At 64.8% G+C, this 25,831-nt stretch carries 25 protein-coding genes; 14 read left to right on the top strand and 11 right to left on the bottom strand.

Translation table 11 applies throughout. The features are described 5' to 3' along the window. Positions 1–9: 9 nt before the first annotated feature. Positions 10–333: a DUF427 domain-containing protein gene (locus P8934_RS02620; protein WP_278032792.1), complete on the bottom strand. Its 324-nt coding sequence runs from the start codon at positions 331–333 to the stop codon at positions 10–12. Between the two features lie 228 nt (positions 334–561). On the opposite strand from P8934_RS02620, the gene P8934_RS02615 reads away from it, so the two are divergent. From P8934_RS02615 to P8934_RS02605, 3 genes are all read left to right on the top strand, one after another. Then, positions 562–849, top strand: coding sequence for a coiled coil domain-containing protein (locus P8934_RS02615; RefSeq protein ID WP_106230728.1), 288 nt, complete (start codon positions 562–564; stop codon positions 847–849). Between the two features lie 16 nt (positions 850–865). Next, complete coding sequence (locus tag P8934_RS02610) at positions 866–1,546, top strand: 5'-methylthioadenosine/S-adenosylhomocysteine nucleosidase (protein ID WP_278032791.1); 681 nt, start codon at positions 866–868, stop codon at positions 1,544–1,546. A 126-nt stretch (positions 1,547–1,672) separates the two neighbouring features. Next, entirely contained in the window at positions 1,673–2,008 is a 336-nt protein-coding gene (locus P8934_RS02605) for an antibiotic biosynthesis monooxygenase (protein ID WP_278032790.1), read from the top strand. A 122-nt stretch (positions 2,009–2,130) separates the two neighbouring features. Here P8934_RS02605 and P8934_RS02600 read toward each other — a convergent pair whose 3' ends face one another. From P8934_RS02600 to P8934_RS02590, 3 genes are all read right to left on the bottom strand, one after another. Beyond that, positions 2,131–3,000 (bottom strand): glycine betaine ABC transporter substrate-binding protein, encoded by an 870-nt coding sequence (locus P8934_RS02600; RefSeq protein WP_278032789.1) that lies wholly within the window; start codon positions 2,998–3,000, stop codon positions 2,131–2,133. 125 nt (positions 3,001–3,125) lie between these two features. Further along, entirely contained in the window at positions 3,126–4,373 is a 1,248-nt protein-coding gene (locus P8934_RS02595; RefSeq protein ID WP_278032788.1) for a Xaa-Pro peptidase family protein, read from the bottom strand. A 41-nt stretch (positions 4,374–4,414) separates the two neighbouring features. Continuing rightward, positions 4,415–5,308 carry a hypothetical protein gene (locus P8934_RS02590; RefSeq protein ID WP_278032787.1) on the bottom strand — a complete coding sequence of 298 codons (894 nt, stop codon included), beginning with the start codon at positions 5,306–5,308 and terminating at the stop codon, positions 4,415–4,417. Between the two features lie 81 nt (positions 5,309–5,389). Here P8934_RS02590 and P8934_RS02585 point away from each other — a divergent pair, with 81 nt between their 5' ends. Then, positions 5,390–6,292, top strand: coding sequence for a LysR substrate-binding domain-containing protein (locus P8934_RS02585; protein WP_278032786.1), 903 nt, complete (start codon positions 5,390–5,392; stop codon positions 6,290–6,292). Positions 6,293–6,315: 23 nt separating this feature from the next. On the opposite strand, the gene P8934_RS02580 is transcribed toward P8934_RS02585, so the two are convergent. Further along, positions 6,316–7,212 (bottom strand): LysR substrate-binding domain-containing protein, encoded by an 897-nt coding sequence (locus P8934_RS02580; protein ID WP_278032785.1) that lies wholly within the window; start codon positions 7,210–7,212, stop codon positions 6,316–6,318. Between the two features lie 176 nt (positions 7,213–7,388). Here P8934_RS02580 and P8934_RS02575 point away from each other — a divergent pair, with 176 nt between their 5' ends. The 6 genes from P8934_RS02575 to P8934_RS02550 all read left to right on the top strand — a co-directional run bounded on the left by P8934_RS02575 (position 7,389) and on the right by P8934_RS02550 (position 14,551). Continuing rightward, positions 7,389–8,915, top strand: coding sequence for an aldehyde dehydrogenase (locus P8934_RS02575; RefSeq protein WP_278032784.1), 1,527 nt, complete (start codon positions 7,389–7,391; stop codon positions 8,913–8,915). Between the two features lies 1 nt (position 8,916). Then, entirely contained in the window at positions 8,917–10,107 is a 1,191-nt protein-coding gene (locus P8934_RS02570; protein ID WP_278032783.1) for an iron-containing alcohol dehydrogenase, read from the top strand. Next, positions 10,104–11,246: a mandelate racemase/muconate lactonizing enzyme family protein gene (locus P8934_RS02565; RefSeq protein ID WP_278032782.1), complete on the top strand. Its 1,143-nt coding sequence runs from the start codon at positions 10,104–10,106 to the stop codon at positions 11,244–11,246. Before P8934_RS02570 ends, P8934_RS02565 begins: the two co-directional genes overlap by 4 nt. Before the next feature lie 122 nt (positions 11,247–11,368). Beyond that, the gene (locus P8934_RS02560) at positions 11,369–12,223 is read left to right on the top strand and encodes a CbiX/SirB N-terminal domain-containing protein (RefSeq protein WP_278032781.1); all 855 of its coding nucleotides are present in this window, start codon (positions 11,369–11,371) and stop codon (positions 12,221–12,223) included. 203 nt (positions 12,224–12,426) lie between these two features. Continuing rightward, positions 12,427–13,446, top strand: a complete 1,020-nt coding sequence (locus P8934_RS02555) for a CNNM domain-containing protein (RefSeq protein ID WP_278032780.1) — start codon at positions 12,427–12,429, stop codon at positions 13,444–13,446. A gap of 145 nt (positions 13,447–13,591) precedes the next feature. Then, positions 13,592–14,551, top strand: a complete 960-nt coding sequence (locus P8934_RS02550; RefSeq protein ID WP_278032779.1) for a LysR family transcriptional regulator — start codon at positions 13,592–13,594, stop codon at positions 14,549–14,551. 49 nt (positions 14,552–14,600) lie between these two features. On the opposite strand, the gene P8934_RS02545 is transcribed toward P8934_RS02550, so the two are convergent. The 5 genes from P8934_RS02545 to P8934_RS02525 form a co-directional block, all read right to left on the bottom strand. Further along, positions 14,601–15,644: a methylenetetrahydrofolate reductase gene (locus P8934_RS02545; RefSeq protein ID WP_278032778.1), complete on the bottom strand. Its 1,044-nt coding sequence runs from the start codon at positions 15,642–15,644 to the stop codon at positions 14,601–14,603. Continuing rightward, positions 15,641–16,123 (bottom strand): methylenetetrahydrofolate reductase C-terminal domain-containing protein, encoded by a 483-nt coding sequence (locus tag P8934_RS02540; RefSeq protein ID WP_278032777.1) that lies wholly within the window; start codon positions 16,121–16,123, stop codon positions 15,641–15,643. Before P8934_RS02540 ends, P8934_RS02545 begins: the two co-directional genes overlap by 4 nt. Positions 16,124–16,202: 79 nt before the next feature. After that, positions 16,203–17,843, bottom strand: coding sequence for an acyl-CoA synthetase (locus P8934_RS02535; protein ID WP_278032776.1), 1,641 nt, complete (start codon positions 17,841–17,843; stop codon positions 16,203–16,205). Between the two features lie 112 nt (positions 17,844–17,955). Further along, positions 17,956–18,756 carry an enoyl-CoA hydratase gene (locus P8934_RS02530; protein WP_278032775.1) on the bottom strand — a complete coding sequence of 267 codons (801 nt, stop codon included), beginning with the start codon at positions 18,754–18,756 and terminating at the stop codon, positions 17,956–17,958. 26 nt (positions 18,757–18,782) lie between these two features. After that, positions 18,783–19,232, bottom strand: a complete 450-nt coding sequence (locus tag P8934_RS02525; protein ID WP_278032774.1) for an OsmC family protein — start codon at positions 19,230–19,232, stop codon at positions 18,783–18,785. A 421-nt stretch (positions 19,233–19,653) separates the two neighbouring features. Here P8934_RS02525 and P8934_RS02520 point away from each other — a divergent pair, with 421 nt between their 5' ends. Both P8934_RS02520 and P8934_RS02515 read left to right on the top strand, forming a co-directional pair. Further along, positions 19,654–21,078, top strand: coding sequence for a dihydrolipoyl dehydrogenase (locus P8934_RS02520; RefSeq protein ID WP_278032773.1), 1,425 nt, complete (start codon positions 19,654–19,656; stop codon positions 21,076–21,078). Between the two features lie 166 nt (positions 21,079–21,244). Next, positions 21,245–21,736, top strand: a complete 492-nt coding sequence (locus P8934_RS02515) for an Lrp/AsnC family transcriptional regulator (protein ID WP_278032772.1) — start codon at positions 21,245–21,247, stop codon at positions 21,734–21,736. Between the two features lie 208 nt (positions 21,737–21,944). Here the strand turns inward: P8934_RS02515 and P8934_RS02510 are convergent, their stop codons facing one another. Next, positions 21,945–22,937 (bottom strand): MFS transporter, encoded by a 993-nt coding sequence (locus P8934_RS02510; protein ID WP_347403447.1) that lies wholly within the window; start codon positions 22,935–22,937, stop codon positions 21,945–21,947. Positions 22,938–23,975: 1,038 nt separating this feature from the next. Between P8934_RS02510 and P8934_RS02505 the strand changes: the two genes are divergently transcribed. Both P8934_RS02505 and P8934_RS02500 read left to right on the top strand, forming a co-directional pair. Next, the gene (locus P8934_RS02505) at positions 23,976–25,016 is read left to right on the top strand and encodes a glycine cleavage T C-terminal barrel domain-containing protein (RefSeq protein WP_278032771.1); all 1,041 of its coding nucleotides are present in this window, start codon (positions 23,976–23,978) and stop codon (positions 25,014–25,016) included. A gap of 204 nt (positions 25,017–25,220) precedes the next feature. Continuing rightward, positions 25,221–25,697 (top strand): methylenetetrahydrofolate reductase C-terminal domain-containing protein, encoded by a 477-nt coding sequence (locus P8934_RS02500; RefSeq protein WP_278032770.1) that lies wholly within the window; start codon positions 25,221–25,223, stop codon positions 25,695–25,697. Positions 25,698–25,831 lie beyond the last annotated feature (134 nt).

The following is a 25,831-nucleotide window of genomic DNA, read 5'->3' as shown; positions in this document are numbered from 1 at the left end:
TACAGTCCCTCAATAGTCGCCATAGAACACTACCCTCCTCTCGATCGCCTCAATCCCCTCCATCGGCCGCTGATAACTCCACGCCACATCTTCCCGTTCACCAAACGAGAAGTACGAGGCATCGCCCTTGAAGGGGCAGTGGGTCACGGTCTCGGAGGGGATCATCAGATCCATGCGCACATCGTCGCGGGGGAGGTACTGGCGCGGCGGGTAGCCGCGTTCGCGGAGCTCGAGGGCGCGGGTGGTGTCGGCGAGCAGGGTGCCGTCGATGACGACCCGCACCCGGCGTGAATGCGGGTGCAGCGTGACGCGCGCCGCAGGGGCATCAATCATGGTGGTTCCCTGTATGCTTTTTCTAATGTTTCGAGCAGGGTAGCAGCCAGCCTCTCCGCAGCCGATGGCCAATCGCTTACATCGAAGGTCTCGGTGGAGGTTCTGCGGCCTCACAGCGGCCTTGCGAGGCCCCCCGGCCGGTATGCCACCCTGAAAGCACTGCCCTCTCGGCCCGAGGACAGGCTATCTTCAAGGTTCCATGAACCGGAAAACGGAAAGGAGCGCCCCATGAGCAACAGGGAAGCCTACGAACAGAAGCTGCGCGCCAAGCTCGATGAGCTGCAGGCCGAGGTGGACAAGCTGAAGGCCCGCGCCCGAAGTGCCGAGGCCGATGCACGCATCGACCGGGAGGAGGAGATCGACCGGCTCGAGGCGCGGCGCGAGGAGATGCGCAAGAAGCTCGAGGAGCTGCGCCACTCCAGCGACGATGCCTGGGACGACATCCGGGCCGGCGCAGAGCGCGCCTGGGACTCGCTGAGCGAAGCGATCAAGTCCGCCCGCAATCGCTTCAAGTGACCGGGCACGCGCCGCGATGCCCAGGCCCCCTGCCCGTGACACCCGGGCCGATGCGTTCGGCGCGTCCAGGCTGACGACCCTGGGTGGCCGCGACGTCCTCTTCGTGATGGCGGCCGAGGCCGAATACGGCCCGCATCTCGAGGCGCGGTTCGCCCCCTTCATGACCGGCGTGGGCCCCGTCGAGGCGGCGGTCGAGCTCACGGCGGCGCTTTCCGCCCTCGCCCGGCACCGGCACCTGCCGCACCTGGTGGTGTCGCTGGGCTCGGCCGGCAGCCGGGTTCTCGAACAGACGGAGGTCTACCAGGCGACCTCCGTGACCTACCGCGACATGGACGCCACCCCGCTGGGCTTCGCCCGAGGCGCCACGCCCTTTCTCGACCTGCCGGCGAGCGTCCCGCTGCCCCTGCGCATTCCCGGCATTCGCGAGGCGTCGCTCTCGACCGGCGCCAATGTCGTCTCGGGCGCGGCCTATGACGCCATCGCCGCCGACATGGTGGACATGGAGAGCTATGCCTGCCTGCGCGCCTGCATGCGCTTCGCGATGCCGCTGGTCGTCCTGCGCGGCATCTCGGACGGCAGGTCGGAACTGCGCCACATCGACGACTGGACCGAGACGCTCCACGTCATCGACGAGAAGCTGGCCGCCGCCGTCGACCGCCTCGGCGAGGCCATCGCCGAAGGCCAGGTGACGCCCTGAGGCGTCGAGCCGTGGCAGGCCGGTGGAAAGCGTTCGGCGGGACGGCTTGCGCTGGCCTTGCCCAGCCTCGGTGAAGGTGCCATCGTCACCCCACCCTTCCCTGCCTGACGACAAGGAGCGAGCACCGTGTACATCGCCATGAACCGTTTCCGGGTCAATCCCGAGAGAACGCAGGAGTTCGAGCAGATCTGGCTGGAGCGGGAAACGCACCTGCAGGGCCTGCCCGGCTTCGTCGAGTTCCACATGCTGCGCGGCCCCGAGAAGGAGGACCACGTGCTCTACGCCTCCCACACGATCTGGCGCTCGCGCGAGGACTTCGAGGCCTGGACGCACTCCGAGGCCTTCCGCAAGGCGCACGCCAATGCCGGCCAGAGCAAGCGCGAAGGGCTCTATCTGGGCCCGCCGAGCTTCGAGGGCTTCGAGGTCATCCAGACCGTCGACAACCAGCAGAAAGACGCATGAGCCATCAAGTGGGCGCGCTCGCGCTTAAAGTGGCCCTGGCGGGAAGGGGCACGGCAGATAGGGTCCGGCTGACCGGCTGAGCGAGCGCCATGCTCATCCGCCTGTCGGCCGGACCGTCAGCCTCAGGGGGCCTCGGCTTCCACCGCCAGCCATTCAGCGACCAGGTCCCCATGGTTATCGATCCACTGCTGGGCGCCCTCGACGGGATCGCCGACTTCCTCGATGGTCGCCATCAGACCTCCGAGGCTGTCGTCGTCCATGTGCCAGGTGTTCAGTACCTCGGTCAGCCAGGGGTCATCGTTGGCGAAGCCGCCACGTGAGAACCAGTAGATGGTCTCGTTTTCGCCGTAGACGCCCTCGGGATCCTCGAGATACTTGAGGTCGTATTCGGCAAAGGCCCAATGCGGGCTCCACAGGGTCACGACAAGCGGTTCTTCACTGGCATAGGCACCATCCAGCGCCGCCATCATCGCGGGACCGGAGCTGTTGACCTGGGACAGCGGCAGGTCGTACGCCTCGATGGCATCATCGGTCAGGCCGGCGATCGCGGAGCCACTGTCGATGCCCAGGATCGAGGGGCTGCCCTGGTATTCGAACTCGTCCGCACGTGCCTTGAGTTCCGGAATGGTATCGATATCGACATAGCTGGGAACGACCAGCCCCAGCCCCGTGCCCTCGTACCAGGCGTCATGCACCTCAAGGTCGTCCTCGTAGGGCTCGAGAAAGGGCTTGTCGGTGATCGGCAGCCAGATCTCCAGGGAGAGGTCGATATCGTTCTGGGACATGGCCGCGTAGAGCGCATTCTTGCTGACATTGGAGAGATCGACATCGTAGCCGTACTCATCCTCCAGCAGAATCTTCCACATGTTGGCAACGGCAATGTTCTCGGCCCAGTTGTTGGTGCCAATCGTCAGGTTCTTGTCCTGGGCGACGAGGGTCTGGCTCGCCGGAATGAGGGTGAAAGCCAGTAGTGCAGATGACAGTTTCTTCATTGGGAAGGTCTCTCCGTTATCGCGTTATTTTGTCGGTGCTTGATAGTAACAAGGTCGTCGCCACCCCCCTCCCTTGGATTGAGAATACCTGTCATGAGAAAAGGGAATGGCAATGAGGTTAGCGCCTAGCCGATCAACCTGGTATCGAAGGGATAATCCGACAGCAGCTCGACCCGGCCATCGTCGCGAATGTAAAGTTGTTCTTCGAGCTTGACGCCCTCGCCGCCATCTTCGTGGCCGATATAGCTCTCCACGCATAGTGTCATGCCCGGGGCAAAGACGCCGTCGTAGCCTTTGTCGTCGATATCCTCGCGGTGAACGATGTAGGGGTACTCCCCGTTCATGCCCACCCCGTGCGCCAGGGCGAAATAGCGCCTTGCCCGGTAGGCGGGCGGAATGCGCCAGGCGCGCTCGGCGTATTCCTTGAAGCTGACCCCGGGCTTGAGGTTTTCCATGTTGGTACGGATCTGCTCGTAGGCCAGCGCGTAGAGATCCCGCTGGGCCGGGCTGGCCTCGCCATCACCACAAAGAAAGGTGCGCGAAAAGTCGGCGTAGTAGCCGTACCGCCCCACCACGTCGGTATCCAGGGCGACCAGCTCGCCGTCGCGAATGAGGCGGTCGGAACACTCCTGGAACCAGGGGTTGGTGCGCGGCCCGGAGTTCATCAGCCGTGTCTCGACGAAGTCGGCATCGGTGGCGATGATGTGCTCATGCAGCTTGGCCCAGACGGCATTCTCGCTGATGCCCGGCACGATGGCGGCCTCCAGCTTCCGTACGCCGTCTTCCACGGCGCGCAGCGATGAACGGATCATCTTGATCTCGTTGGGCACCTTGTAGGCACGCGCCTGCTCCAGGGGCTCCTGGGCGTCCAGCACCCGATAGCCGCGACGCTGCAATTCGAAGGCCGCCTGCGGCGTGGCACTCTCGATGGCGATACGCTCACCTCCGCCGCACTGGCGCACCAGCTCGGCGATCTCGTCGGCCCAGGCGCGGGTCACCGCCTCGGTGTTCTTCTCATTGAAGTAGTAGGAGATCGCCTTGGCCGGCCGGATCTCGTCCACCGTGGGCAGGTGGCTGGCCAGGTGCTCGCAGCCGGAGAACTCGAAGAGCACCACCGGGCCCTGGGCCGGCACGAAGGCATAGCGCGCGGGATTGCGCGAGCTATAGACCTGCATGTTGCGCGAGCCGGTAGCGTAGCGCACATGAGCGGGGTCGAACAGCACCGCGGCGGTGATGTCGCGCCTGGCCAACTCGGCGCGCACCCGCCCGAGCCGGTCCAGCAGGATGCGCGGAATCTCGTCGGCGGAGGGCTCGCATTCCGCCGGATCGTGAGTGGGCGGCAGGATGCCCATGGACGCCAGGTCCATTCTCATCGGTGTCTCCTCGTCATGGGGGCGTTATCGTTGGGGGCGGCTCAGTCGATCAGGCCATCGGCACGCTCCTCGCGGCGCTCCTCGGCCAGCATGTGCTGCTCCGAGACCCGGCCGTAGAGCTGGCGGGTGCGCTCCAGACGCCCCACCACGTCGGGCGCCTGGGAATAGGCAAAGATCGCCGTCAAGCGTGGCGTGTCGCCTTCCACGCGGGTCACTCGATGCAGGCTGAAGCGTCCCTTGAACAGCTGCAGATCGCCCGGGCGCAGGTCGAGCCGCTGGATGCGCTCCGTTCGCTCGCCACGAATCACCGCGCCGACCTCGTCGTAGTTCTCATCCCGGGGGTTGCGGATGTTGGGGCAGTATTCGAACACCCCGCCGCTCTGGGGCTGCTGGGTCATCATGGTGACGATGAATTCGTTGGTGTCGTAATGCCACGGTTGCTCGGTGCCGTCCGGCAGGACGTTGAGCACCAGCCCGGCATAGGGGTCGGCGTACTCGTAGATATGCGGCTCGCCCAGGCAGCGCTGCACCAGCGACTTCATGGCGCCGGAGACATAGAGGCGATGCATCAGGGTGTCGGCGGTGATCATGTCGCGAGTCACGAAGCCGCTGGTGCGGGTCATGAACAGCCGCCGGGGGTCCCCCTCGGGCAGCTCGGGGTCGTCGGCGGTGAAGTAGGCGTTGACCTCGCGGGTGTTGTAGAAGCTCTTCTCGGCCATCCGCGCACTCTCCTCGCGGATGCGTTCGAGGCGGTCGTGGCGCAGGAAGCCGCGCAACACGACGCAGCCCTCACGATCCAGATGGGTGCGGGCCGTCTCGATGGCCTCGAGCAGCGCCGGGTCATCGGGCCGGTGCAGGGGGTATCGCTCGGTGTCGACGATATCGGAGAGATCCAGGGCCTCGGCGTTGGCCAGGCCATGGTCGGTGGCGCTCATCGGTAGCCTCCTGGGTGTCGGTTGTCCTTGGCTGGCCTTATGCTGGACGCCCCACAGCCATTCATAAAACGAGTCATTCCGATGGATTCAATCGGCGATTCCGATCGATCGCGACTGCCCGCCCTCGACAGCGACCTGCTGCTGGCCTTCGTCACGGTAGCCGACAGCGGAGGCTTTACCGCGGCCGCGCGCTATCTGCACAGGACACAGTCGACCATTAGCCTGCGGGTGAGCACCCTGGAAGATCGCCTGGGCACGCGGCTGCTGAACCGAACCAGCCGCCATCTGGCACTGACGCCGGACGGCCAGACCTTCCTGGTCTACGCACGGCGCCTGCTGCAGCTCCAGCGCGAGGCGCTGGGGGCCTTGAGCGTCTCGCGCGAGCCGATCACGCTGCGCTTCGGCTTGCCCGAGGATTATGCCGATACCTGGCTGCCTGCCCTGCTCGAGCGTTTCTCGGCGGCTCATCCGGAAGTGCGTGTCCATATCCACTGCCGCATGTCCACCGAACTGCTCGACCAGCTCGATGGCGGCTCGCTGGACCTGGTGCTGGCGGTGCGCCACGCCGCCGACAGTGGCGGCGAGGTGGTCGGCGAGGAGGCCGTGGTGTGGGCCGCGCATCGCGACTTCCGTCACGACCCGGGGCGCCCGCTGCCGCTGGCGCTGTTCCCCGAGCAGTGCATCTATCGGCGTCGGGCTCTTCAGGCCCTCACCGATCGGGGATTGGCCTGGCAGATTGACTCGACCAGCCAGAGCCCCAGTGGCCTGCGCGTCATTGTCGATCAGGCCCGCGCGGTGACGCTCTGCGACCGGCGCTCGATTCCCGCGCACTGGCAGGTGCTTGGCGAAGCCGAAGGCCTGCCGCCCCTACCCGCCGCCGAACTGGAAATCCATCGCTCGCCCAGCCTGACGCACTCGGCCTTCGAGACCTTCGTGCAACGTCTCAAGGAGGTTATTGCAGAGGCGACGCCTGCAGCCCGCTGACACATGCCTGGTGACAGAGGCTGTCAGTCGCCATCGCTGGCCACGGCACCCAGCAACCAGTCGCGCAGCAGCCTCAAGGTCGGCTCCCCGCCCTGCCCCGGTCGGGTGACGAACCAGTAGGATTGATGCCCCGGCATCGCCGCCGCCAGCGGTTGCACCAGTGCCCCCTTGGCCAGCTCCCGGGTGACCATGGCGCGGTCGGCGATGGTGATGCCCAGTCCCTCCAGGGCGGCGCGAATCGCCAGGTCCAGCAGGTCGAACTCCAGCCCGCCCTCGGTATCGATGCCCTCGATCCCCGCCGCATCCAGCCAGTGCCGCCAGGTGGGAAAGCGATCCTCGTTGGTTCTCATCACGTGCAGCAGGGTCTGCTCGCGAAGGTCCAGCGGCTGGCCATCGCGTATCAGGCGAGGCGCACAGACCGCAATGTGGTGCTCCTGCATCAGGAAGTGCGGCTCGACGTCGTTCCAGTCGCCGTCGCCGAAGCGGATGGCGGCATCCAGGGCGCTGTCGGCGGCCAGGTCGTCGTCCTCGCGGGTGGTCAGGGTCAGCGACAGGAAGGGATAGCGCCGCCGCAGGTCGTCCAGGCGCGGCACCAGCCAGCGGCTGGCCAGGGTCGGCGGCACGTTGAGGCGCAACCGGGTGAGATCCGTCGGCGAGGCGAGATCGCGCACCGTGAGCGCGATGCGATCAAAGGAGGTACTCAGGGCCGGCAGCAGTCGCCGCCCCGCCTCGGTCAGCCGCAACTGTCCCGGCCGTCGCTCGAAGAGGCTCACCCCCAACTGCTCCTCCAGATGACGTACCTGGCGGCTGATCGCGCTCTGCGTCACATGCAGCCGCTGTGCCGCCAGGGTGAAGTTCTGGCATTGCGCGGCAGCCTCGAAGGCCTTGAGGGCATTCAGCGGTGGCAGGTAACGACTCATGGGCGACGGCCCCTTATGCGTTCTTGTCGGGAGGAGGCGTTCCGGTGCGCGAGGATTCCCGGCACGCCATGCGTTTTACTCATGCCGAGGGTACCAAATCCTCGTTTGTCGCCCCATTCGACGATGCCCAGACTGGCCCCGGAATCTTCATCCTTCAGCTCCGGAAACCGATCACCATGGCCGACGACACCGAGATCCTGACGCCCCGTAGCCGCGACCTGGAAGGCTGGCGCGAGCTGGCCGAGCGCCTGCCGCTGCCCCGCCAAGCCTATGTGGGGGGCGAGTGGCGCAATGCCGAGTCCGGGCGCACCTTCACCGCCCGCAATCCGGCCACCGGCGAGCCCCTCACCGAGGTGGCTGCCTGCGATGCCACCGATGTCGACGGGGCAGTGGCAATCGCCCGGCGTACCTTCGAAGGCGGCGAGTGGCGCGACCTGCCGCCCGCCGAGCGCAAGACACGCATGCTCGCCTGGGCCGATGCCATCACCGACCACGCCGACGAGGTCGCCCTGCTCGAGACCCTGGAGACCGGCAAGCCGATCGGCCAGACCACCAGCGTGGACGTGCCCGGCCTGGTCGGCGGCCTGCGCTGGTATGCCGAGGCACTCGACAAGCTGTATGGCGAGACCGCACCCAACGGTGCCTCCAGCGTCTGCCTGGTCGATCGCGAACCAGTCGGCGTGGTCGCTGCGGTGGTGCCCTGGAACTACCCGCTGATCATCGCCGGCTGGAAGCTCGGGCCGGCACTGGGTGCCGGCAACTCGGTGATTCTCAAGCCCGCGGAGCAATCGACGCTGGCCACCCTGCGTGTCACCGCACTGGCAGAGGAGGCCGGCATCCCCAGCGGCGCCCTCCAGGTGGTCACCGGTCTGGGCCACGAGGCCGGCCAGGCGCTCGGCCTGCACAACGATGTCGACGCCATCGGTTTCACCGGTTCCACCGAGGTCGGCAAGAAATTCCTGGCGTATTCGGCGCGCTCCAACATGAAGCGCATCGGCCTGGAGTGCGGCGGCAAGAGTCCGCACATCGTCACCCGCGACGTCGACGACCTCGACCGCATCGCCATGTATGTCGCCTACGGCGTCTGGTACAACCAGGGCGAGACCTGCCACGCCGGCACCCGGCTGATCGTCGACCGCACCATCAAGGACGAGCTGCTCGCCAAGGTGCGCCGATGGGCCGACGAACTCCAGCCCGGCGACCCTCTCGACCCCGACACCCAGATGGGCGCGATGATCGAGCCCCAGCACGCCGACAAGGTCATGGGCTATCTCCAGCAGGGCCGCGATGAGGGTGCCCGCCTGCTGTTCGGCGGCGAGCGCGTGCGCCGGGACAGCGGCGGCGACTTCATCACGCCGGCGATCTTCGACGAGGTCACCAACGACATGCGCATCGCCCGCGAGGAGATCTTCGGGCCGGTGCTGGTGGTGATCGGCGTCGATGGCCTCGACGAGGCCCTGTCAGTGGCCAACGACACCGACTATGGCCTGGGCGCGGCGATCTGGACCAACCGCCTGAGCGACGGCCACCGCGCCGCCCGGGCCCTGCGCGCCGGCACCGTCTGGGTCAACTGCTACGACCACACCTCCATCAATGCCCCCTTCGGCGGCTTCAAGCAGTCCGGACAGGGGCGCGACAAGTCGCTTCACGCCTTCGACAAGTACACCGAACTCAAGACCACCTGGATCGAGCTGGATGCCTGACATGCCGACGAACTTCATGACCGGCCGGCAGGTGCCCCTGGTGGTCGGTGCCGGCGCACTATCGCGACTGCCCGAGCTGTGCCGGGCCCATGGCGCCAGCAGCGCGCTGGTCGTCACCGACGCTGGTATCGCCGCCACCGGGCTGGTCGACCGCCTCGCCACGCTGCTGGGCGATACGCTGCCCGTGACGCGCTTCACCGCGCCTACCGGCGAACCGACCCTGGCCACGGTCGACGCCGGCGCCAAGGCCGCGCGCGAGCTCGCATCGCCGCTGGTCATCGGCCTGGGGGGCGGCACTGCCCTGGACATCGCCAAGCTGGTGGCCGCCCTGGCCGAGAGCCCCGGCGCCATGGCCGACTACCTGCTCGCCCGCAGCCCCTGGACGGGGCGCGCCCCCGCGGTGATGATCCCCACCACCTCGGGCACCGGCTCGGAGGTGACCCGCACCTCGATCGTCGCCGACGACCGCGGGCGCAAGCAGTGGGCCTGGGGCGACGAGCTGCTGCCCGAGGCGGTCCTGCTCGATCCCGAACTGACGCGCACCCTGCCGACGCCGCTGACTGCGGCCACCGGCCTGGACGCCTTCGTGCACGCCCTCGAGGCGACCAGTGGCCAGGGACGCCACGTCTTCATCGAGGCGAGCGCCCTGCAGGCGATGCGGCTGATCGGGCAGGCGCTGCCCCGAACCGTGTCCGTGCCCGACGACCTGGAGGCGCGCCAGCAGATGCAGGTCGCCGCCTGCCTCGCCGGTCAGGCGATCGACAACGGCGGCACGGGGCTGGGCCACAACATCGGCCATGCCCTCGGCTCGCTCTACCACCTGCCGCATGGCGTCGCCGTCACCCTCGGCGTGGAGGCTACCCTGGCCTGGACGATCGAGGGGCGCGAGGCGGTCTTCGCCCCGGCGGCCGAGGCCCTGGCGAAAGGCGACACGGCGCACGACCTGCCCGCGCGCTTCAGCGCCCTGGCGGATGCCGCCCGCTTCGATACGGCGCTGGCGCCTTTCGCCGATCTCGAGATGGATGCCGAGGCCCTTGCCGCGACCATGCAGGCCGAGGAGAACGCGCCCATGGCCGACAACGCCGCGCGTCGCCCGGGCCCAGACGACTGGCATGCGCTCGCCGAGGCCACGGTAGCGCTGTTCGAGCGCCGCCTGTCCTGCCGCGACGTCGTCCAGGAGGAGTCCTCATGAGTGTCATCGAACGCATCGAGATCACCCACCACCAGCAACCGCTCGAGCCGCCCTTCCCGGCGGCCTGGGATAGTCAGCCACGCCGGCTGTTTCCGGCCACCCTGGTCAGGGTCCTCGACAGCGAGGGGCGAGAAGGCATCGGCTCCGGTGACGCGATGTACGGCTTCGAGGACTTTCGCTCGTTGTTCGTCGGCCACGACCCGCTGGCGCTGGAACGGCATAGCGGCGTGATCGACAACATCGGTTTCCATGCCGGGCGATGCTGGCCGCTGGAGGTCGCGCTCTGGGATCTCGCCGGCAAGATCCGCGGCGAGCCGGTGTGGCGAATGCTCGGGGGCACTTCGAATCGTCTGCGCGCCTATGCGTCCAGCGGTACCCATCGCCCGATCGAGCAGCTGGTCGCCCTGGCCGAACAGGTACGCGATGCCGGCTTTCCGGCCATGAAGCTGCGCTTCGGCCGCCCCCGGCTCGATGACGATCTGGCGGCCCTGGCGGCGGTGCGCCAGGCGCTTGGCGAGGCATTCACCCTGATGGTGGACTGCAACCAGGGCTGGCGCATGCCCTGGGACATCCAGGCTCCCTGGGACCTGGCCAAGGCCACCGAGGTCGCCGAGGAGCTGATCCGCCATGACGTGCTGTGGATGGAGGAACCGCTCTACCGGGGCGACTATCCCGGCATGGCGGCGCTCAACGCCCACACCGGCAACCGGCTGAAGATCGCCGGCGGCGAGATGACCCGCGAGCCCTACGAGTTCCAGGAGATGCTGCGGCGCGACTGCCTGGACGTCTACCAGCCCGACGCGGTCTGCTCGATCGGCATGCTGGGGCTCTCCCGGCTGGCGCAGGAGGTGACCGCGCACGGCAAGTGGTTCACTCCGCATACCTGGGGCAACGGCATCGGCCTGATGGCCAACCTGCACCTGACCGCCGGCAGCGTGGGGCCCGAGGGCTGCCCCTACCTGGAATTCCCCTTCGACCCGCCGGAGTGGACACCCGAGGCCCGCGACTATCCGCTGGCCACCCCACTGACCACCGACGACGCAGGCTGGCTGACTCTCTCGGAAGCCCCCGGTCTGGGCATCACCCTCGACGAGCAGCGCCTGCGCAACACACGGGCCGATAAGGCCACCTACAGCTGATAGGCCCCCTCTTCCTTCCAGCTGAACCAGCTTCCGGCTTGACCGACACGCCCCCCGGTAGTGTGATGGCCCCTGGCGCAGTGGCGCCAGCCCCTGTATCCGGTGCCAGCCAAGAGGCCTCCATGAGAAAGATCCTGCTCGTCGACAACGGCTCCCTGCGCCCCCAGGCCACGCTCAACCTGCGCCGCCTGGCGCGGGCCTTGAGCCGGACCACCGGCCACGAGGTCGAGGCCGCCTCCCTGCTGCACTCCTACAAGATCCCCGCGGAGGAACTCGAGGGCCAGAAGGCCGTCTCGCTGGGGCCGCTGGCCGAGCAGCTGGCGGCAGGGGGCGCGACCGAGCTGGTGATCCTGCCCTTCTTCTTCGGCCCCAGCCAGGCGCTGACCCGCTACCTGCCGGAGCGGCTGGCCGAGGTGCAGGCCCGTTACCCCAAGCTCGGCATCAAGGTGGCGCTGCCGCTGGTCGACAGCCTGGCGCCGCCGGACCTGCGCCTGGCACAGCTGCTGGCCGACAACGTGCGCGAGCAGATGGATAGCCTTTCGCAGCCAAAGGTGGTGCTGGTCGACCACGGCAGCCCGATTCCCGAGGTCACGGCGGTGCGCAACTACCTGGCCGGCCAGCTCAGCGTGCTGCTCAGCGACGAGGCCAGCTGCGTGACCTTCGCCTCCATGGAGCGCCGCGAGGGCGAGGCCTACCGCTTCAACGAGCCGCTGCTGGTCGACCTGCTGGCCTCACCGGCCATGGCCGAGAGCGAGGTGATACTCGCCATGCTGTTCCTCTCGCCGGGGCGCCACGCCGGCGAGGGCGGCGACATCGCGGAGATCTGCGCGCAGGCGATGGCGAATTCGCCGGGCCTGCGCGTCACCACCACGCGCCTGGCGGGGGAGCATGATGGCATCCTGGAGGTGCTCACCACCCGCCTCTCCGAGGGCCTGGTCGGCTCGCCGCTGCTGCTCTCGCTGCCGGCGAGCGCGTGACCCGGCCGCTGACAACAGCGCTGTCCCCTATACCGCTCGGGGTTCCCGGTACGTCGCCGCCACATCACCGCAGGCACTCGATGGACTCGGGGAGCGGACCAACCTGACCGCCGGGCCGGCTGCCTTGCAAGGCGTGGGGCGTTCAACCATGATCCTGTCTCTGTTGGCTTCCCCCTTGTCCCCGGGCTACTCATCGAGGCTCCATGCTACTACTGGCTGCATTCGCCATTCTCTCCATCGGCGTGTCCTTCATCTGCTCGCTGCTCGAAGCGGCATTGCTCTCGATGACGCCGAGCTATGTCGCTCAGGTGCGCGACACGCGGCCGGCGCTCCACGAACGGCTCACGCGCCTGAAGCAGAACATCGACCAGCCTCTTGCCGCCATCCTGACCCTGAACACCATTGCCCATACCGTGGGGGCTACAGGGGTCGGGGCCCAGGTGACGGTGGTCTTCGGCGAGGCCTGGCTCGGCATCGCCTCGGCGGTGATGACCCTGCTGATCCTCTTCGTGTCGGAGATCATTCCCAAGACGATCGGGGCAACCTACTGGCGGCAACTCTCCTCGGTGATGGCCACCACGCTCGACGGCATGATCTGGATACTGAAGCCCTTCATCTGGATGTCCGAACGCATCACCAGGCGCATCGGCAAGGGTGCCCATGAGACGGACATGCGGGGCGAGATAAAGGCACTGGCGCAGATCGGCCTCGAGGAGAAGGCGCTGGACGCCGACGAGACACGGGTCATCACCAACATCCTCAACCTGCACGACATCCAGGTGAAGAGCGTGATGACGCCGCGCACCGTGGCGCTGACGGTGAAGCCGCAGATGACGGTGGACGAGTTCGACCAGGCCCTGGGCCGCTCGCCCTTCACCCGCTTTCCGGTGATGGACGGTGGCGAGCAGGCGCTGGGCTATGTCCACAAGGCCGACACCTACCATGCCGATGGGGAGGCGGACCTCAAGTCGCTGATGCATCCCGTCAAGTCGCTGTCGGCCGAGGAGAACGTCGAGCAGGTCTTCACGATGATGGTCCTGGATCGACAGCACCTCTGCGTGGTGTATGACGACCTCGGCACCTGGGTCGGGCTTGTCACCCTGGAAGACGTCATCGAGACCATCCTGGGACAGGACATCGTCGACGAGACCGACAACGTGGCCAACCTTCGCAAGTATGCCCGGCAGCGCTGGACCAAGACGCTCAAGAAGGAGCGGGGCTGAGGCTCGGCGATGCTCGTCCCGGGCCCGAGCGAGTGTCTGCCCGGGATACGCGACGGGCCCAGGCTCTCCCAGCAGCGCTTATAGTGACCCTTGACGGGGCACGTGATTGCGCAGTGCCCCACCGCCATTGCCGTGAGAGTTCGCCATGTCACGCCTCCCCCCCCTGATCGCCCTCTCCTATTTCGAGGTCGCCGCGCGCACCAGGAGTTTCGCCGCGGCCGCCAAAGAGCTCAATGTCACGCCGGCGGCGATCAGCCACCAGATAAAGTCGCTCGAGGAGTATCTCGGCGTCGACCTCTTCGTCCGCCACCACCGGCGGGTCAGCCTGACCCCGGCCGCGCGCGTGGCCCTGCCGGAGCTGCATGAGGGGTTTGATGCCCTGGGGCGTGCGGTGGACAAGATCCGCGCCTATGGCGAAGAGCGCCTGATCGTCACCGTGTGCGCCGAACCCCTGTTCGCCACCAAGTGGATCGTGCCACGCCTGCACCGTTTCTACGCCCGTTGCCCGGACGCCGAAGTGCGGCTGCAGGCAAGCCTGCATACGGTGGATCGCCGACGTGACAGCGACTTCGGTCCGGCCGATCTCAAGCGCGCGGGCATCGACGTTTCCGTGCGCCTCGGCTACGGCAACTACGCGGACCTGGCGCCCCAGCGGCTGATGAGCCTGGACCTGGTGCCGATCTGCGCACCGGAACTGGCTGCCACCTTGGAGGGTGTCGACGCACTGCGCGGAGTACCGTTGCTGTGTGACAGTACCCTCACCCGCATCAACGAGCCCTATGGTTGGAGAGAATGGTTCAAGCAGCAGGGATGTGACACCGGCACGCTACGGGAGCTGCGATTCGGCAACGGGCTGCTGGCGCTGGAGGCGGCCATCGCCGGCCAGGGCGTGCTGCTCGGCAGCCGGGAGCTCCTCCAGGCGGAACTGAGTGCCGGAAAGCTGGTGGTGCTGGCCGATGCTCCCCTGAACTCCGACCAGGCGTACTACGTGGTCAGTGCGGGCGAAGGCCTGGAACGGCCGATCGCCGGACAGTTTCGTGAATGGTTGCTGGAGGAGGCCGATATCCCCTCACCCGGTACCGCCGGTGACGCCGCGCAGGCCTAGGGAGGTGTAGTCCGGCGCCGTCCCGGCGCCGGTATCACGATCCATCAGGCTAGAGCGACAAGGCTTCCGGGGATTCGGGGTTGAGCGCCTTCGGGTCGTCGCGCCCCGGGTACCAGGGCACGCGGCCTTCGAGCACCCCCGTCTCCTCGATGATCTCCGCCACACTGTGCTCCTGGCGGTAGGCCATGATGTGCGCGCCGCTGACGCCCGGAATCTCGCGGATCTCGTTAAGCAGGTCCATGCAGAGCCGCTTGCCCTCCTCCTTCTGGTTCTTGGCCCCCTCGAGCCGCTCGATCACCGCGTCGGGGATATGCACCCCGGGGACATTCTCGCGGATCCAGCGGGCGCTGCGTGCCGACGCCAGGGGCCCGATCCCGGGCAGGATGAAGACGCGGTCGGGGCCTTCCAGCAGGCCGAGGTCGTTCACCTTGAGCATGAAGTCGCGCAACCGCTCGATATCGAAGCAGTACTGGGTCTGGATGAACTGGGCACCGGCCGCCACCTTCTTGGCCAGGCGAAGCGGCCGCCAGTCCAGCGGCGGCACGAAGGGGTTCTCGGCCGCACCCAGAAAGATCCGTGGGGGCGTCTCGATGCGTCGCCCGCTCTCGAAGCGCTGCTCGTCGCGCATGTTGCGGGCGACCTGCAGCAGCGAGATGGAGTCGAGATCGAAGACCGGCTTGGCCTGGGGATGGTCACCGGCCTGCACACCGTCACCGGTCAGACACAGCAGGTTGCAGGCGCCCATGGCCGCGCCACCGAGGATCTCGCCCTGCATGGCGATGCGGTTACGGTCACGGCACGATATCTGCAGGATGGTGGCATAGCCGACCCGGGTCAGCAGCGAGCAGACGCTGACGCTGGACATGTGGCAGTTGGCGCCGGAGCCATCCGTGGCGTTGATGGCATCGACATAGCCATCGAAGATGGCCGCCCGCTTGAGCACCTCGGCCGGGTCGGCAGAGTCCGGCGGGTCGATCTCGCTGGTGATGGCAAACTTGCCCGCCCGCAGCACCCTCTCCAGCCGCCCGGGGGAGACATGGCCGGGCAGGATCGGCAGGGAGTAGCCCGGAACGGGCTCGTCATCGAACTTCATCTTGTTGTCTCTCTGTTGGCGGTTGAAGAGGAGGTAGCTTCCTGCTGGCGAACCACGCGAAGCCAGGACGAGCTTCCCGTGAGGCGATGGTCGACCGGCAACTGGACCGCGTGGATGAGATCGCCCTGTTTCATCTGACGACTTCCTTCCCAGGCATCGACCCAGACACACATCATCTCTGGCTTCACCTCGCAATGCCCATCGGCACGCACTCCGCCACAGGGGCCGTTGCGCAGTGTCTTGGGGCAGTTCATGGGACAGGACATGCCGGTGGCAGAGAGAATGCACTGACCGCACATCTGACAATCGAAAAGCGCCCCCTTGGCGGCCTTTTCTACCACCCTCACCGGCGCCTCGACACGCTCGTGACCCAGTCGCCTCCACACGGGGGCGAGCTTGACCAGTACCGGCTCGAAACGCCGGTAGATCATCTCGAAGACTCTGGCATGGCGAACTACCCAGCGACGCACCTTGTACATGATATGTTCCTTCTCTCGTCGAGGAGCCGTGTCGTCGTTCCGCCAGCGCCGCTGCTCCAACCCTTCATCCTCGCCCAACTCAGGCTGACGGGCCGGTCTCGAGCTGCTTGCGCAACTGGAACTTCTGGATCTTCCCCGTGGGGGTGGTCGGCAAGGGTCCGAAGATCACCTTCTTGGGCGCCTTGAAGCGGCTGATATTCTCCCTGCAGAAGCGGATCAGCGCGTCTTCGCTGAGCTCGCTACCGGGGCGCAACTGGACGAAGGCCGCGGGGACTTCGCCCCACTTGGCATCCGCCATCGCCACGACCGCCGCGAGCTCGACATCTTCATGCCGCTGGATGATCTCCTCCACCTCCATCGAGGAGATGTTTTCCCCACCGGAGATGATCACGTCCTTCAGTCGGTCGCGAATCTTGATGTAGCCATCCGATTCCACCACACCCAAGTCACCAGAGTGAAACCAGCCGCCGGCAAAGGCTTCGCTGGTCGCGGCCTCGTTGCGCAGATACCCCTTCATGACGATGTTGCCCCGGAACATGATCTCGCCTACCGTCTCGCCGTCGGCGGGGACGGGCTCCAGCGTGGCCGGGTCGAGTACCGCGATGCCCTCCTGCAGGGGATAGGTGACCCCCTGACGTCCATTGAGCCGGACCCGCTCCTCCAGGGGGCGCTGGTCCCAGCCATCCTGCTTGGCGCACACAGAGGCGGGGCCGTAGGTCTCGGTGAGCCCGTAGACGTGGGTGAGCTCGACACCGAGCTTCTCCATCCGCTCCAGCACCGACGCCGGCGGTGCCGCACCGGCGATCAGCCCCGACACCTTGTGGTCGATCGCTTCCTGCTCGGCACCGGCAGCATCGGCGATCATCGAGTGGACGATGGGCGCACCGCAGTAGTGGCTGACCCGATGCTGCCTGATCAGGCGCAGGATCTCCTGCGGGTCGACCCGGCGCAGGCAGACGCTGGTCCCGCCGATCGCCGCCAGCGTCCAAGGGAAGCACCAGCCGTTGCAGTGAAACATCGGCAGGGTCCACAGGTAGACCACGCGGGAGGGCAGGGTCCAGGAGAGCACGTTGCTGACCGCATTCAGGTAGGCGCCCCGATGGTGGGTGACGACTCCCTTGGGGTTGCCGGTGGTACCGGAGGTGTACCCTAGGGCGATCGCATCCCACTCGTCGGCCGGCAGCTGCCAGTCGTCCCGTGCCGGCTGCTCGGCCAGCAGCGCCTCGTACTCCAGGTCGCCGATCAGACGCTCTTCGCCCTGGCTCGGGTCGGATACGTTGATCACCCTGGGCGCCGGCCCTTCCAGGCGGGCCAGGGCCTTCTCGACCACCTCCACGTACTCGGGGTCCACCAGCAGCAGGCGCGAGCGGCTATGTTCGAGGATAAAGGCCACCGCCTCCGGGTCCAGGCGAATGTTGATCGCGTTCAACACCGCGCCCACCATGGGAACCCCGAAATGGGCCTCGTACATGGCCGGGACGTTCGGCAACATGACGGCCACCGTATCACCCCTCTCGATGCCGAAATGCTTCAACAGGGAAGCCAGTCGACAACAGCGGTCATAGGTCTGCTGCCAGCTGTAACGCGTCTCGTGGTAGATCAGCGCCGTCCTGTCAGGATAAACGGCAGCAGCCCGCTTGATGAAGCTCAAGGGGGACAGCGGTACATGATTTGCCGCCGTTTTCTCGAGAGCCTCATTGAACTGGCAGACATCACTCATGGTGTAACCCCTGTTATTGTAAGGGAGGGTTCAAGACTCGGCGTTTCACCGGCCATGCCACTCTCGAATCCGCGGCCTGATCGGCATCAGGGTTTTCTGGCATACAGCGGCGCTAGCGGCCTGGCTGCTCCCAGACGGGTTTGCGCTTGGCGAGAAAGGCATCGATCCCCTCGCCTGCGTCAGGGCTCAACATGTTCTCGGCCATCACATCGCCGGCAAAGTCGTAGGCGTCTTCCAGGGCCATCTGACGCTGGTGGTGGAACATGGACTTTCCGAAACGCACCGCCGCAGGGCTCTTGCCCAGGATCTGTGCCACCTTTTCGTCAACGGCCGCGTCCAGGTCGGCATCGTCGGTGACGCCACTCAACAGCCCCCACTCCAGTGCCGTCTCCGCATCGATGAAGTGGCCTGATACCAGCATGTCGAACGCCCGCTTGGGGGGGATGTTGCGTGACAGCGCCACGGCGGGGGTCGAGCAGAACAGGCCCACGTTGATGCCCGATACCGCGAAGCTGGCCGATCGGGCAGCGATGGCCAGGTCACAGCTGGCCACCAGCTGGCACCCCGCTGCCGTGGCCATGCCCTGGACGTTGGCGATGACCGGCACCGGCAGCGCGACGATACTCTGCATCACTCGGCTGCAGCGACGGAACAGCGCCTGATAATAGGAGTGATCAGGATTGGCACGCATCTCCCGCAGGTCGTGACCGGCGCAAAAGCCCCGTCCCCTGGCACCGATCACCACACAGCGAACGGCAGGGTCGGCGGCAATCGCGTCCAGCTCCCGCTGCAACTCGGCCAGCATCGCCTCGGAAAGGGTGTTGAACTTGTCCGGCCGATTCAACGTGAGGGTGACAGCCCCGTCCCTATCCTCTCTGAGCAGGATACTTTCCGAAGTTTGGCTGTTATGCATATTTGACTCCCGCCAGGAATGGCTGACTAGCTATGGTTGATCGACACCTCGGCGGTGATCGAATTACGGATGAAACAGTTACGATGGGCGCCGGCGTGGATTCTGGATATTGCTTCCTGATTCGGCATGTTATCGCCGCCGAAGGTGATGCGCGGTGACAGCACGATACGCGTCACCTCCATCCCTTTCTTGTCGTTGCGTTCCAGATGGCCGACGGGATCGTCGTGATAGGATTCGACCTGATACCCCTGGAAATCGGCGATCGCCAGCAAGAACAGCATATGACAGCTGGACACCGCACTGACCAGCATCTGTTCCGGGTCGGCGCAGCTTGAATCACCCTTGAACTCAGCCGACGCGGAAACATTGAGCTGCTGGCCACCATTCAATGTAACCTGATGGTTGCGCGAGTAGGTGTTGGCATCGGCTTCATGAGGGTTTCGCTGCCAACGGATGGCGGACTGGTGGACTGACATGGTTAGGCTTCCTTTCTGCGAATCTCTGCGAATCGTATGTGATCCGGGAAACGCCCGGAAAGCGACGATTTCTAAGTAGTTGGATTAGCCTGGCTAACGTGAGGCCTTGCCAGCCCTGGGGAGGGGGCCCAGGTGCGCCACCATACCTCACCAAGGGCAGCTCTGGCCCACCAGGCCATCACCCTTGGGTTAGAAAAAATAAGCCAAACAGTGAGAATCTATCGCTTTACCGCCTGAAAGGCCCCGGATAGCCTGCCCTGGGCTGACGATATTTACTCTCTATCCCTTATAACAACACAAGCTTTTGAATATTACTTCGCCAGCCTTTCATCATTCAGCCGGGACTGAAGCCAATCGCTGAAACCCTCCACCTCCAAGTTCCGCCTTGAACAATAAGACACCCTGTACGATGAGGCGCCGCATGAGCGAACCTGCCATGAAGACCATGAATGTTGAATACGCCATCATCGGCGCCGGCACCGCCGGGCTGGGCGCCTACTCGAGGATCAGCCGCAAGACCGACAGCCTGGTGATGATCCAGGATGGTCCCTACGGCACCACCTGTGCGCGAGTCGGCTGCATGCCCAGCAAGCTGATGATCACCGCTGCCGATTATGCGCACCACTTGAATACCAGCGAGTTTTTCGGGGTGACAGCGACGGGTCGCGTGGATGGCCGCAAGGTCTTCGAACGGTTGCGCCGCGAGCGAGATAATCGCTTCGTCGCCAACAACCTCCGCTACGTCGACAAGATTCCGGCCCACCACAAGCTTGAGGGGCGCGCCAGGTTTATCGGACCGGGCCGGCTCAGGGTGGATGAATCGGTCGAGGTCAATGCGAAGAAGTTCATCCTCGCCTGCGGCTCCAGGCCGGCGGTCAGCGAGGTGTTCGAGCCCGTCATGGCCCGCGTGCTCACCAGCGACACGGTCTTCGAGCTGGAGGACCTGCCCCGCTCGATCGCCGTGATCGGTACGGGAGTGATTGCGCTGGAACTGGGGCAGGCACTCCATCGGCTGGGCGTCGAGACGACCATCTACGGCCGCTCCGGAAGGATCAACGCCCTCACCCATCCGGCCATGCAGCAGCAAGCGCTCGATCTGCTCGGCACCGAACTGGATATCTACCCCGTCGGCCAGGTGGTGAGCACCCGGGAGGACGCGGAAGGCGCCTGGCTCGAGTACGAGCAAGCGAACGGACAGCGGATCACCAGGGTGTTCGACAGGGTACTGGTGGCCACGGGGAGGATCCCCAACGTGGACCGACTGGGCATGGAGCATACGGGCGTGGAAATCACCGAGTCGGGCGCGGTGACATTCGACCCGCAGACGATGCGCTGCTCGGACCTTCCTATCTTTATCGCCGGCGACGTGACCGACCACCTGCCGTTGTGGCACGAGGCCTTCGATGAGGGACGTATCGCCGCCGATAATGCCTTGAACTACCCGACCCTGGTGCCTGCAAAGCGCCGACCGCCGCTGATGGTGGCCTTCACCGATCCGCAGATCGCCACCATCGGCCAGAGCTTCCGGCAACTCGAGGGCCAGGAGATCGTCATGGGCGACCTGCCGTTTACCAGCCCTCGCCATGTCGTGTGGAACAAGGTCGAAGGGCGCATCCAGGTCTACCTGGACGCGAAAACCGGTGTGATACTGGGCGCCGAGCTGCTCGGGTACAAGGCGGAACACCTGGCGCACCTGCTTGCCCTGGCCATCACGCACGGCATGACGGCAGAGCAGGTCCTGGAGATGCCGGTCTACCATCCCAGCGCCGAAGAGCTGTTGCGTGACGTCTTGATCAACGCTCGGGACAAGTGCCGGCGCTACGCCGCCGAGAGCATGAGCCATTGACCCGACTCCTTCATGGTGGCGTGGAATACGCAGCATCTCGATCAGTCCATGTGTCTACCGTAACGGGGCCAATGTCATCGCGACGATCTAGACTGTGAACTCAGGCCAGATCCACATGAAACGACGACGGCCCCGCCTGCGGCAATCAAACAGAGGCTGAGAGCACATGAGGAAAGTTACTCTTGATGCTGCCGACATGCGCATCCTGTCCGCCGTGCAGCAGCACGGGCAGCTCAGCAAGATCAGGCTATCGGAGCTGGTCAATCTTTCCCCGACGCCGTGCTGGATTCGTTTCAACCGATTGAAGGAAGCTGGCCTGATACGTGGGTATCATGCGGACATCTCGCTGGACAAGATCGTGGATGTCTCGAAAGTCATCGTGACCGTTTCGCTGAAGGGGCATCAAAAATCGGCTTTCGAGCGCTTCGAGGCCTATATCCGCCAGGTGGACGAGGTCGTCGAATGCATAGCGACGGGTGGCGGCATGGATTACGTCCTGAAGGTCGTCGCGCCCAGCCTTTCCGCCTTTCAGCAGGTCATGGACAGGCTTCTTTCAGAGGAGCTGGGAATCGAACGCTACATGACCTACATCGCAACCCGAGACATCAAATCGGCTCACCCCAAACTTTCCTGCTTGATGGCTGATTCAGGAAACTGAACCGGAAGCGCAGGCGTTCGGCAACTGGCTCCAATATCCGTTCGGCACTACTCCCCTACGGGGACCGACCTCTGGCAGATCGCCGATACGAGGTCCGAGCAGTCGCCGATACACTGTGTGATCGACAGGGGAAATGAGCCGGGTATCGGTCACCGGCTCATTTGTGCCCGGGCACCGCCTCAGGTGCCCGGATACCCCAGGGCCGCCGTCATGGGTTGACGGCGGGCTTTTCAGCGTCATCCGCATTTTCAGCCTCATCCACAACGGGCTCCAGTGGCTCGCCCTCCTCATTCTGGAGTTGGTGATCGTACGCCGCCTGGAGGCCGGAGTCCTCCTCGTCCTCCTCGGCCTGGGCGATGTGGCCCGGGTAGAAGGGCGACAGGATCGCCACCAGGATGCCGAGCGCGGCGAACATGGCAAAGGCATCGGCGTAGCCGAATGCATCCACCAGCCCACCAACGACAGGCGAGCCGGACGCCTGACCCAGCGATACCGCCATGAAGGGCAGTACCGGCCCCACCGAAAGTCTGCCCGGCAACAGGCGGATGCCGGTCATGAGGTAGAGCCCCGTCAGGCTCATGTAGGCCAGGCCGAAGACCAGTGCAGAGAAGGCCGCCAGCCATGACTGACCGGGGCTAGCGGCAAGCAGTGCCAGGCTCGCGGCCAGCATCATCAGCATCAGGGCCTGCGTGATGGGTGGGTTGTTGCGATCGGCCAGGTCGGCCACCACCGCCCCGCCGAGGCCGGCGATGCCCACCGAGAGCCAGAGCCATCCGGTGGCGCCGGGCGGCAGGCCGCCGAGGGTGACCACCAGGTCAGGCGCGAAGATCCAGTACGCGGAGGAGATGAAGCCCATCAGGAAGGCAAAGAGCGAGAGCCTGACAAGCCGTGACCAGGGCAGTTCACTGATCGGGGGCGGCGGCGCGGCGTTCCCCGGCGTGATCCGCGACACCGAGGGCAGGAAGAGCCAGGCGGCAATGACGCCGATGCCTGCCAGGACGGCAAAGGAGAGGTACGCCAAGCGCCAGGCACCGGCCAGGAACAGCACCGTCGGCACGGCCACGATCACGCCGATGCTGGTCCCCGCGTTCATGACCGAGCTGACGCGCCCATGCATCGAGCGTTTGACCACCGCCTGCATGGCGGCCGTGAGCGCCGGCATCATCAGGCCCGTGCAGATGCCGCATGCGAACACCCCCATGCCCAGCATCAGCGCGTCGGGGGGGGGGGGGGGGAGCGCCCCCCCCCCCCCCCCCCCCCCCCCCCCCCCCCCCCCCCCGGGGGGGGGGGGGGGGGGGGCTCCCCCCCCCCCCCCCCCCGACGCCGAACGTCCCGGAGAGCATCGCCGTGTTGCGGGCCCCGAAATAAGCGGTGATTAACGGGGCGATCGCCGTGGCCAACAGGAAACTGATGAGCGGCAGCGCGCCGATGATGCCGATCACATACGGCGTGAGTCCCAGTTCGTCCCGGATAGGGGGCACGAAAAGCCCGAAAGCGAAGCGCGCGAGCCCGTAACTGATCGCGACCAGCGCTGCGCCAAAGATCGCAAACCCTGTGCTTGATAGCGTCTTCATGGTGCCTCCACGAGACAGGCATCGACGATTCCGGCCCAAGCCGGTGCCAGACGCTCCCCCTGCCGCGGGATGCCTACCCGTTGATGCTCGATATCACGATGTTCCTTGCTCACCATGCATCCCCCCACAATCCGGACTCATAGAAGAACCGCCGCCTCCTGGAGCAGCAGGTAGAGGCGAGAGCACCAGCGCCGTGCCTTCTCGGCTCTGCAACGACAGTGCAGCAGGGCAGGCGATACCGACAGCAGCCCTAGCCTCAACGGTATCAGACTCACCCCTGCTTTGACTTCGGCATGAGCCAACGACGGATCGCCCGGCAGCTGGGGAAGGTGGTAAAGCCCACGCCCAGCGACGACAAGGCCCTTCACGGGCAAGCCAGACCAAATGGACTGCGCTACGTAAAAAACTGGTCTGTTCGAATCCAATTCGCAGTGATTTTAGACCGCTTCACACCGCCATGTGAGCCTATATTGAGCTGTGCCGAATCAGCCAGTTCGCGCTGCCCCTTGAACTTTATATCAGGAAAGGTAACTACAATGACAAATCTTACGTCAGCCAACATAGAAAAAGCCGATGACTTTGGATTCGGAACACAGATCCGGAAGTCTCCCTACTTTGACGCAACAGTCCGCTGGGGGGCAAAGGGTTTTTCAGTATACAACCACATGTATATCCCGCGTGACTTCGGGGATCCGGAACAGAATTTCTGGAACCTCGTGAATGAGGCCATCCTTTGTGACGTTGCCGGCGAGCGGCAGGTGGAAATCACCGGTCCGGATGCGGCGAAATTCGTGCAGAGCCTGACCCCGCGTGATCTCTCGGAAATGGCTGTCGGTCAGTGCAAGTATATCCTCATCACCAATGCGGACGGTGGCATTCTGAACGACCCGATCCTGCTACGGCTCGCAGAGAATCACTTCTGGATCTCTCTGGCTGACAGCGACATCCTCCTGTGGGCGCAAGGTGTTGCGGTTCATGCCGGGCTCGATGTCAGCATCCGCGAACCCGACGTTTCGCCTCTGCAACTCCAAGGCCCGAACTCGGGAGAGGTGATGAAGAGTCTCTTTGGCGAGAGCATCATGGACCTGCGCTACTACTGGTTGCGCGAGATCGAGCTTGATGGCATCCCGCTGATTGTCTCGCGCACGGGCTGGTCGAGCGAGCTGGGCTATGAACTCTATCTACGTGACGGTACGCGAGGTGACGAACTCTGGGAAAAGATCATGGCCGCAGGTGCGCCCTTTGGGCTGAAGCCTGGTCATACCTCCACGATTCGCCGCATCGAAGGTGGAATGCTCTCCTATCACGCTGATGCGGACAGTAACACCAATCCTTACGAACTCGGGATGGACCGTCTGGTGAACCCGGACATGGAGGCGGAGTTTATCGGCAAGGCCGCGTTGCAGCGCATCCGTAAGAAGGGCGTGAGTCGCAAGCAGGTCGGGCTGCGTATCGATATGTCGCCCCTCAAGAGACCCAACACCAGGTACTGGCCACTCAGCAAGGATGGCGAGACCGTCGGAAAGGTGACGTCTGCGGTCTACTCCCCGCGCCTTGAGCAGAACATTGCGCTGGCCATGGTGGCCGCTGAACATGCCGCGCCCGGCACTGAACTGGAAATTCCAACCGCCTCCGGCCCCGTGAAGGCTGTTGTGGTCGAAAAGCCCTTCTTCGACCCCAAGAAGAAGATCGCCACATCCGCTTGAAAAGCCGGTCTAGCGGTTGACTTGAAAATCCCCTGCATCCGTGAGTGCCATGAAACCTTGTAATACCAACCTCTTCGCCAGGAAAGGATTTACCTGGCAAGGCGAGAAGTTTCTTGTTGGTTATAAAGGGATCAAGCAGGCGTCTCACGGATCCAGGGATCCATGATCAGCTTCACAGTGGCGTTGCCGTTAAAGGAGAGACACATGTATCCAATTCGTCTTTGGGCCGTGCGGCACGCAAGATTCCTTGAGGGTGTATACCGAATATTCGAACCGGTCGTCGTCAAGTTGCAGCCGCTTTGGAACTCGGTAGGCTACCAGCGCGCAGAAAAGCCGGTGAGCAAGCTGGAAAAGATCAGCAAGGGATTACTGTTCGACTGCAAGATGTGTGGTCAGTGCATCCTCAGCTCTACCGGGATGTCATGTCCCATGAATTGCCCTAAGTCCTTGCGCAACGGTCCTTGTGGCGGGGTACGCGCCAACGGCAACTGTGAGGTCAATCCGGAGATGCGATGTGTCTGGGTCGAAGCCTGGGATGGAAGTCAGAAGATGAAAGGCGGCGACAAGATCCATGTGGTGCAACTGCCAGTTGATCATAGCCAGAAGGGAAGCTCGTCCTGGCTGCGTGTAGCACGTAACGCGTCGAACCCAGCAGAAGACCATGACGAGGCTTCAAGGTGAGCTTTAATGACATGAAGCTTGATCGCAACAACTAGCCACTCGCCAAGCAATCCACCCTGATGCCTGAATATTAAAATCTCAATACATCAAGTTGCTGCCAGCGAATCAACCAACAAACATCAATATATAAAGGT

It is taken from the genome of Halomonas sp. CKK8 (genome assembly GCF_029625235.1).
Lineage (GTDB): Bacteria > Pseudomonadota > Gammaproteobacteria > Pseudomonadales > Halomonadaceae > Halomonas > Halomonas ventosae.
This window is presented reverse-complemented; position numbering and strand designations above follow the sequence as displayed.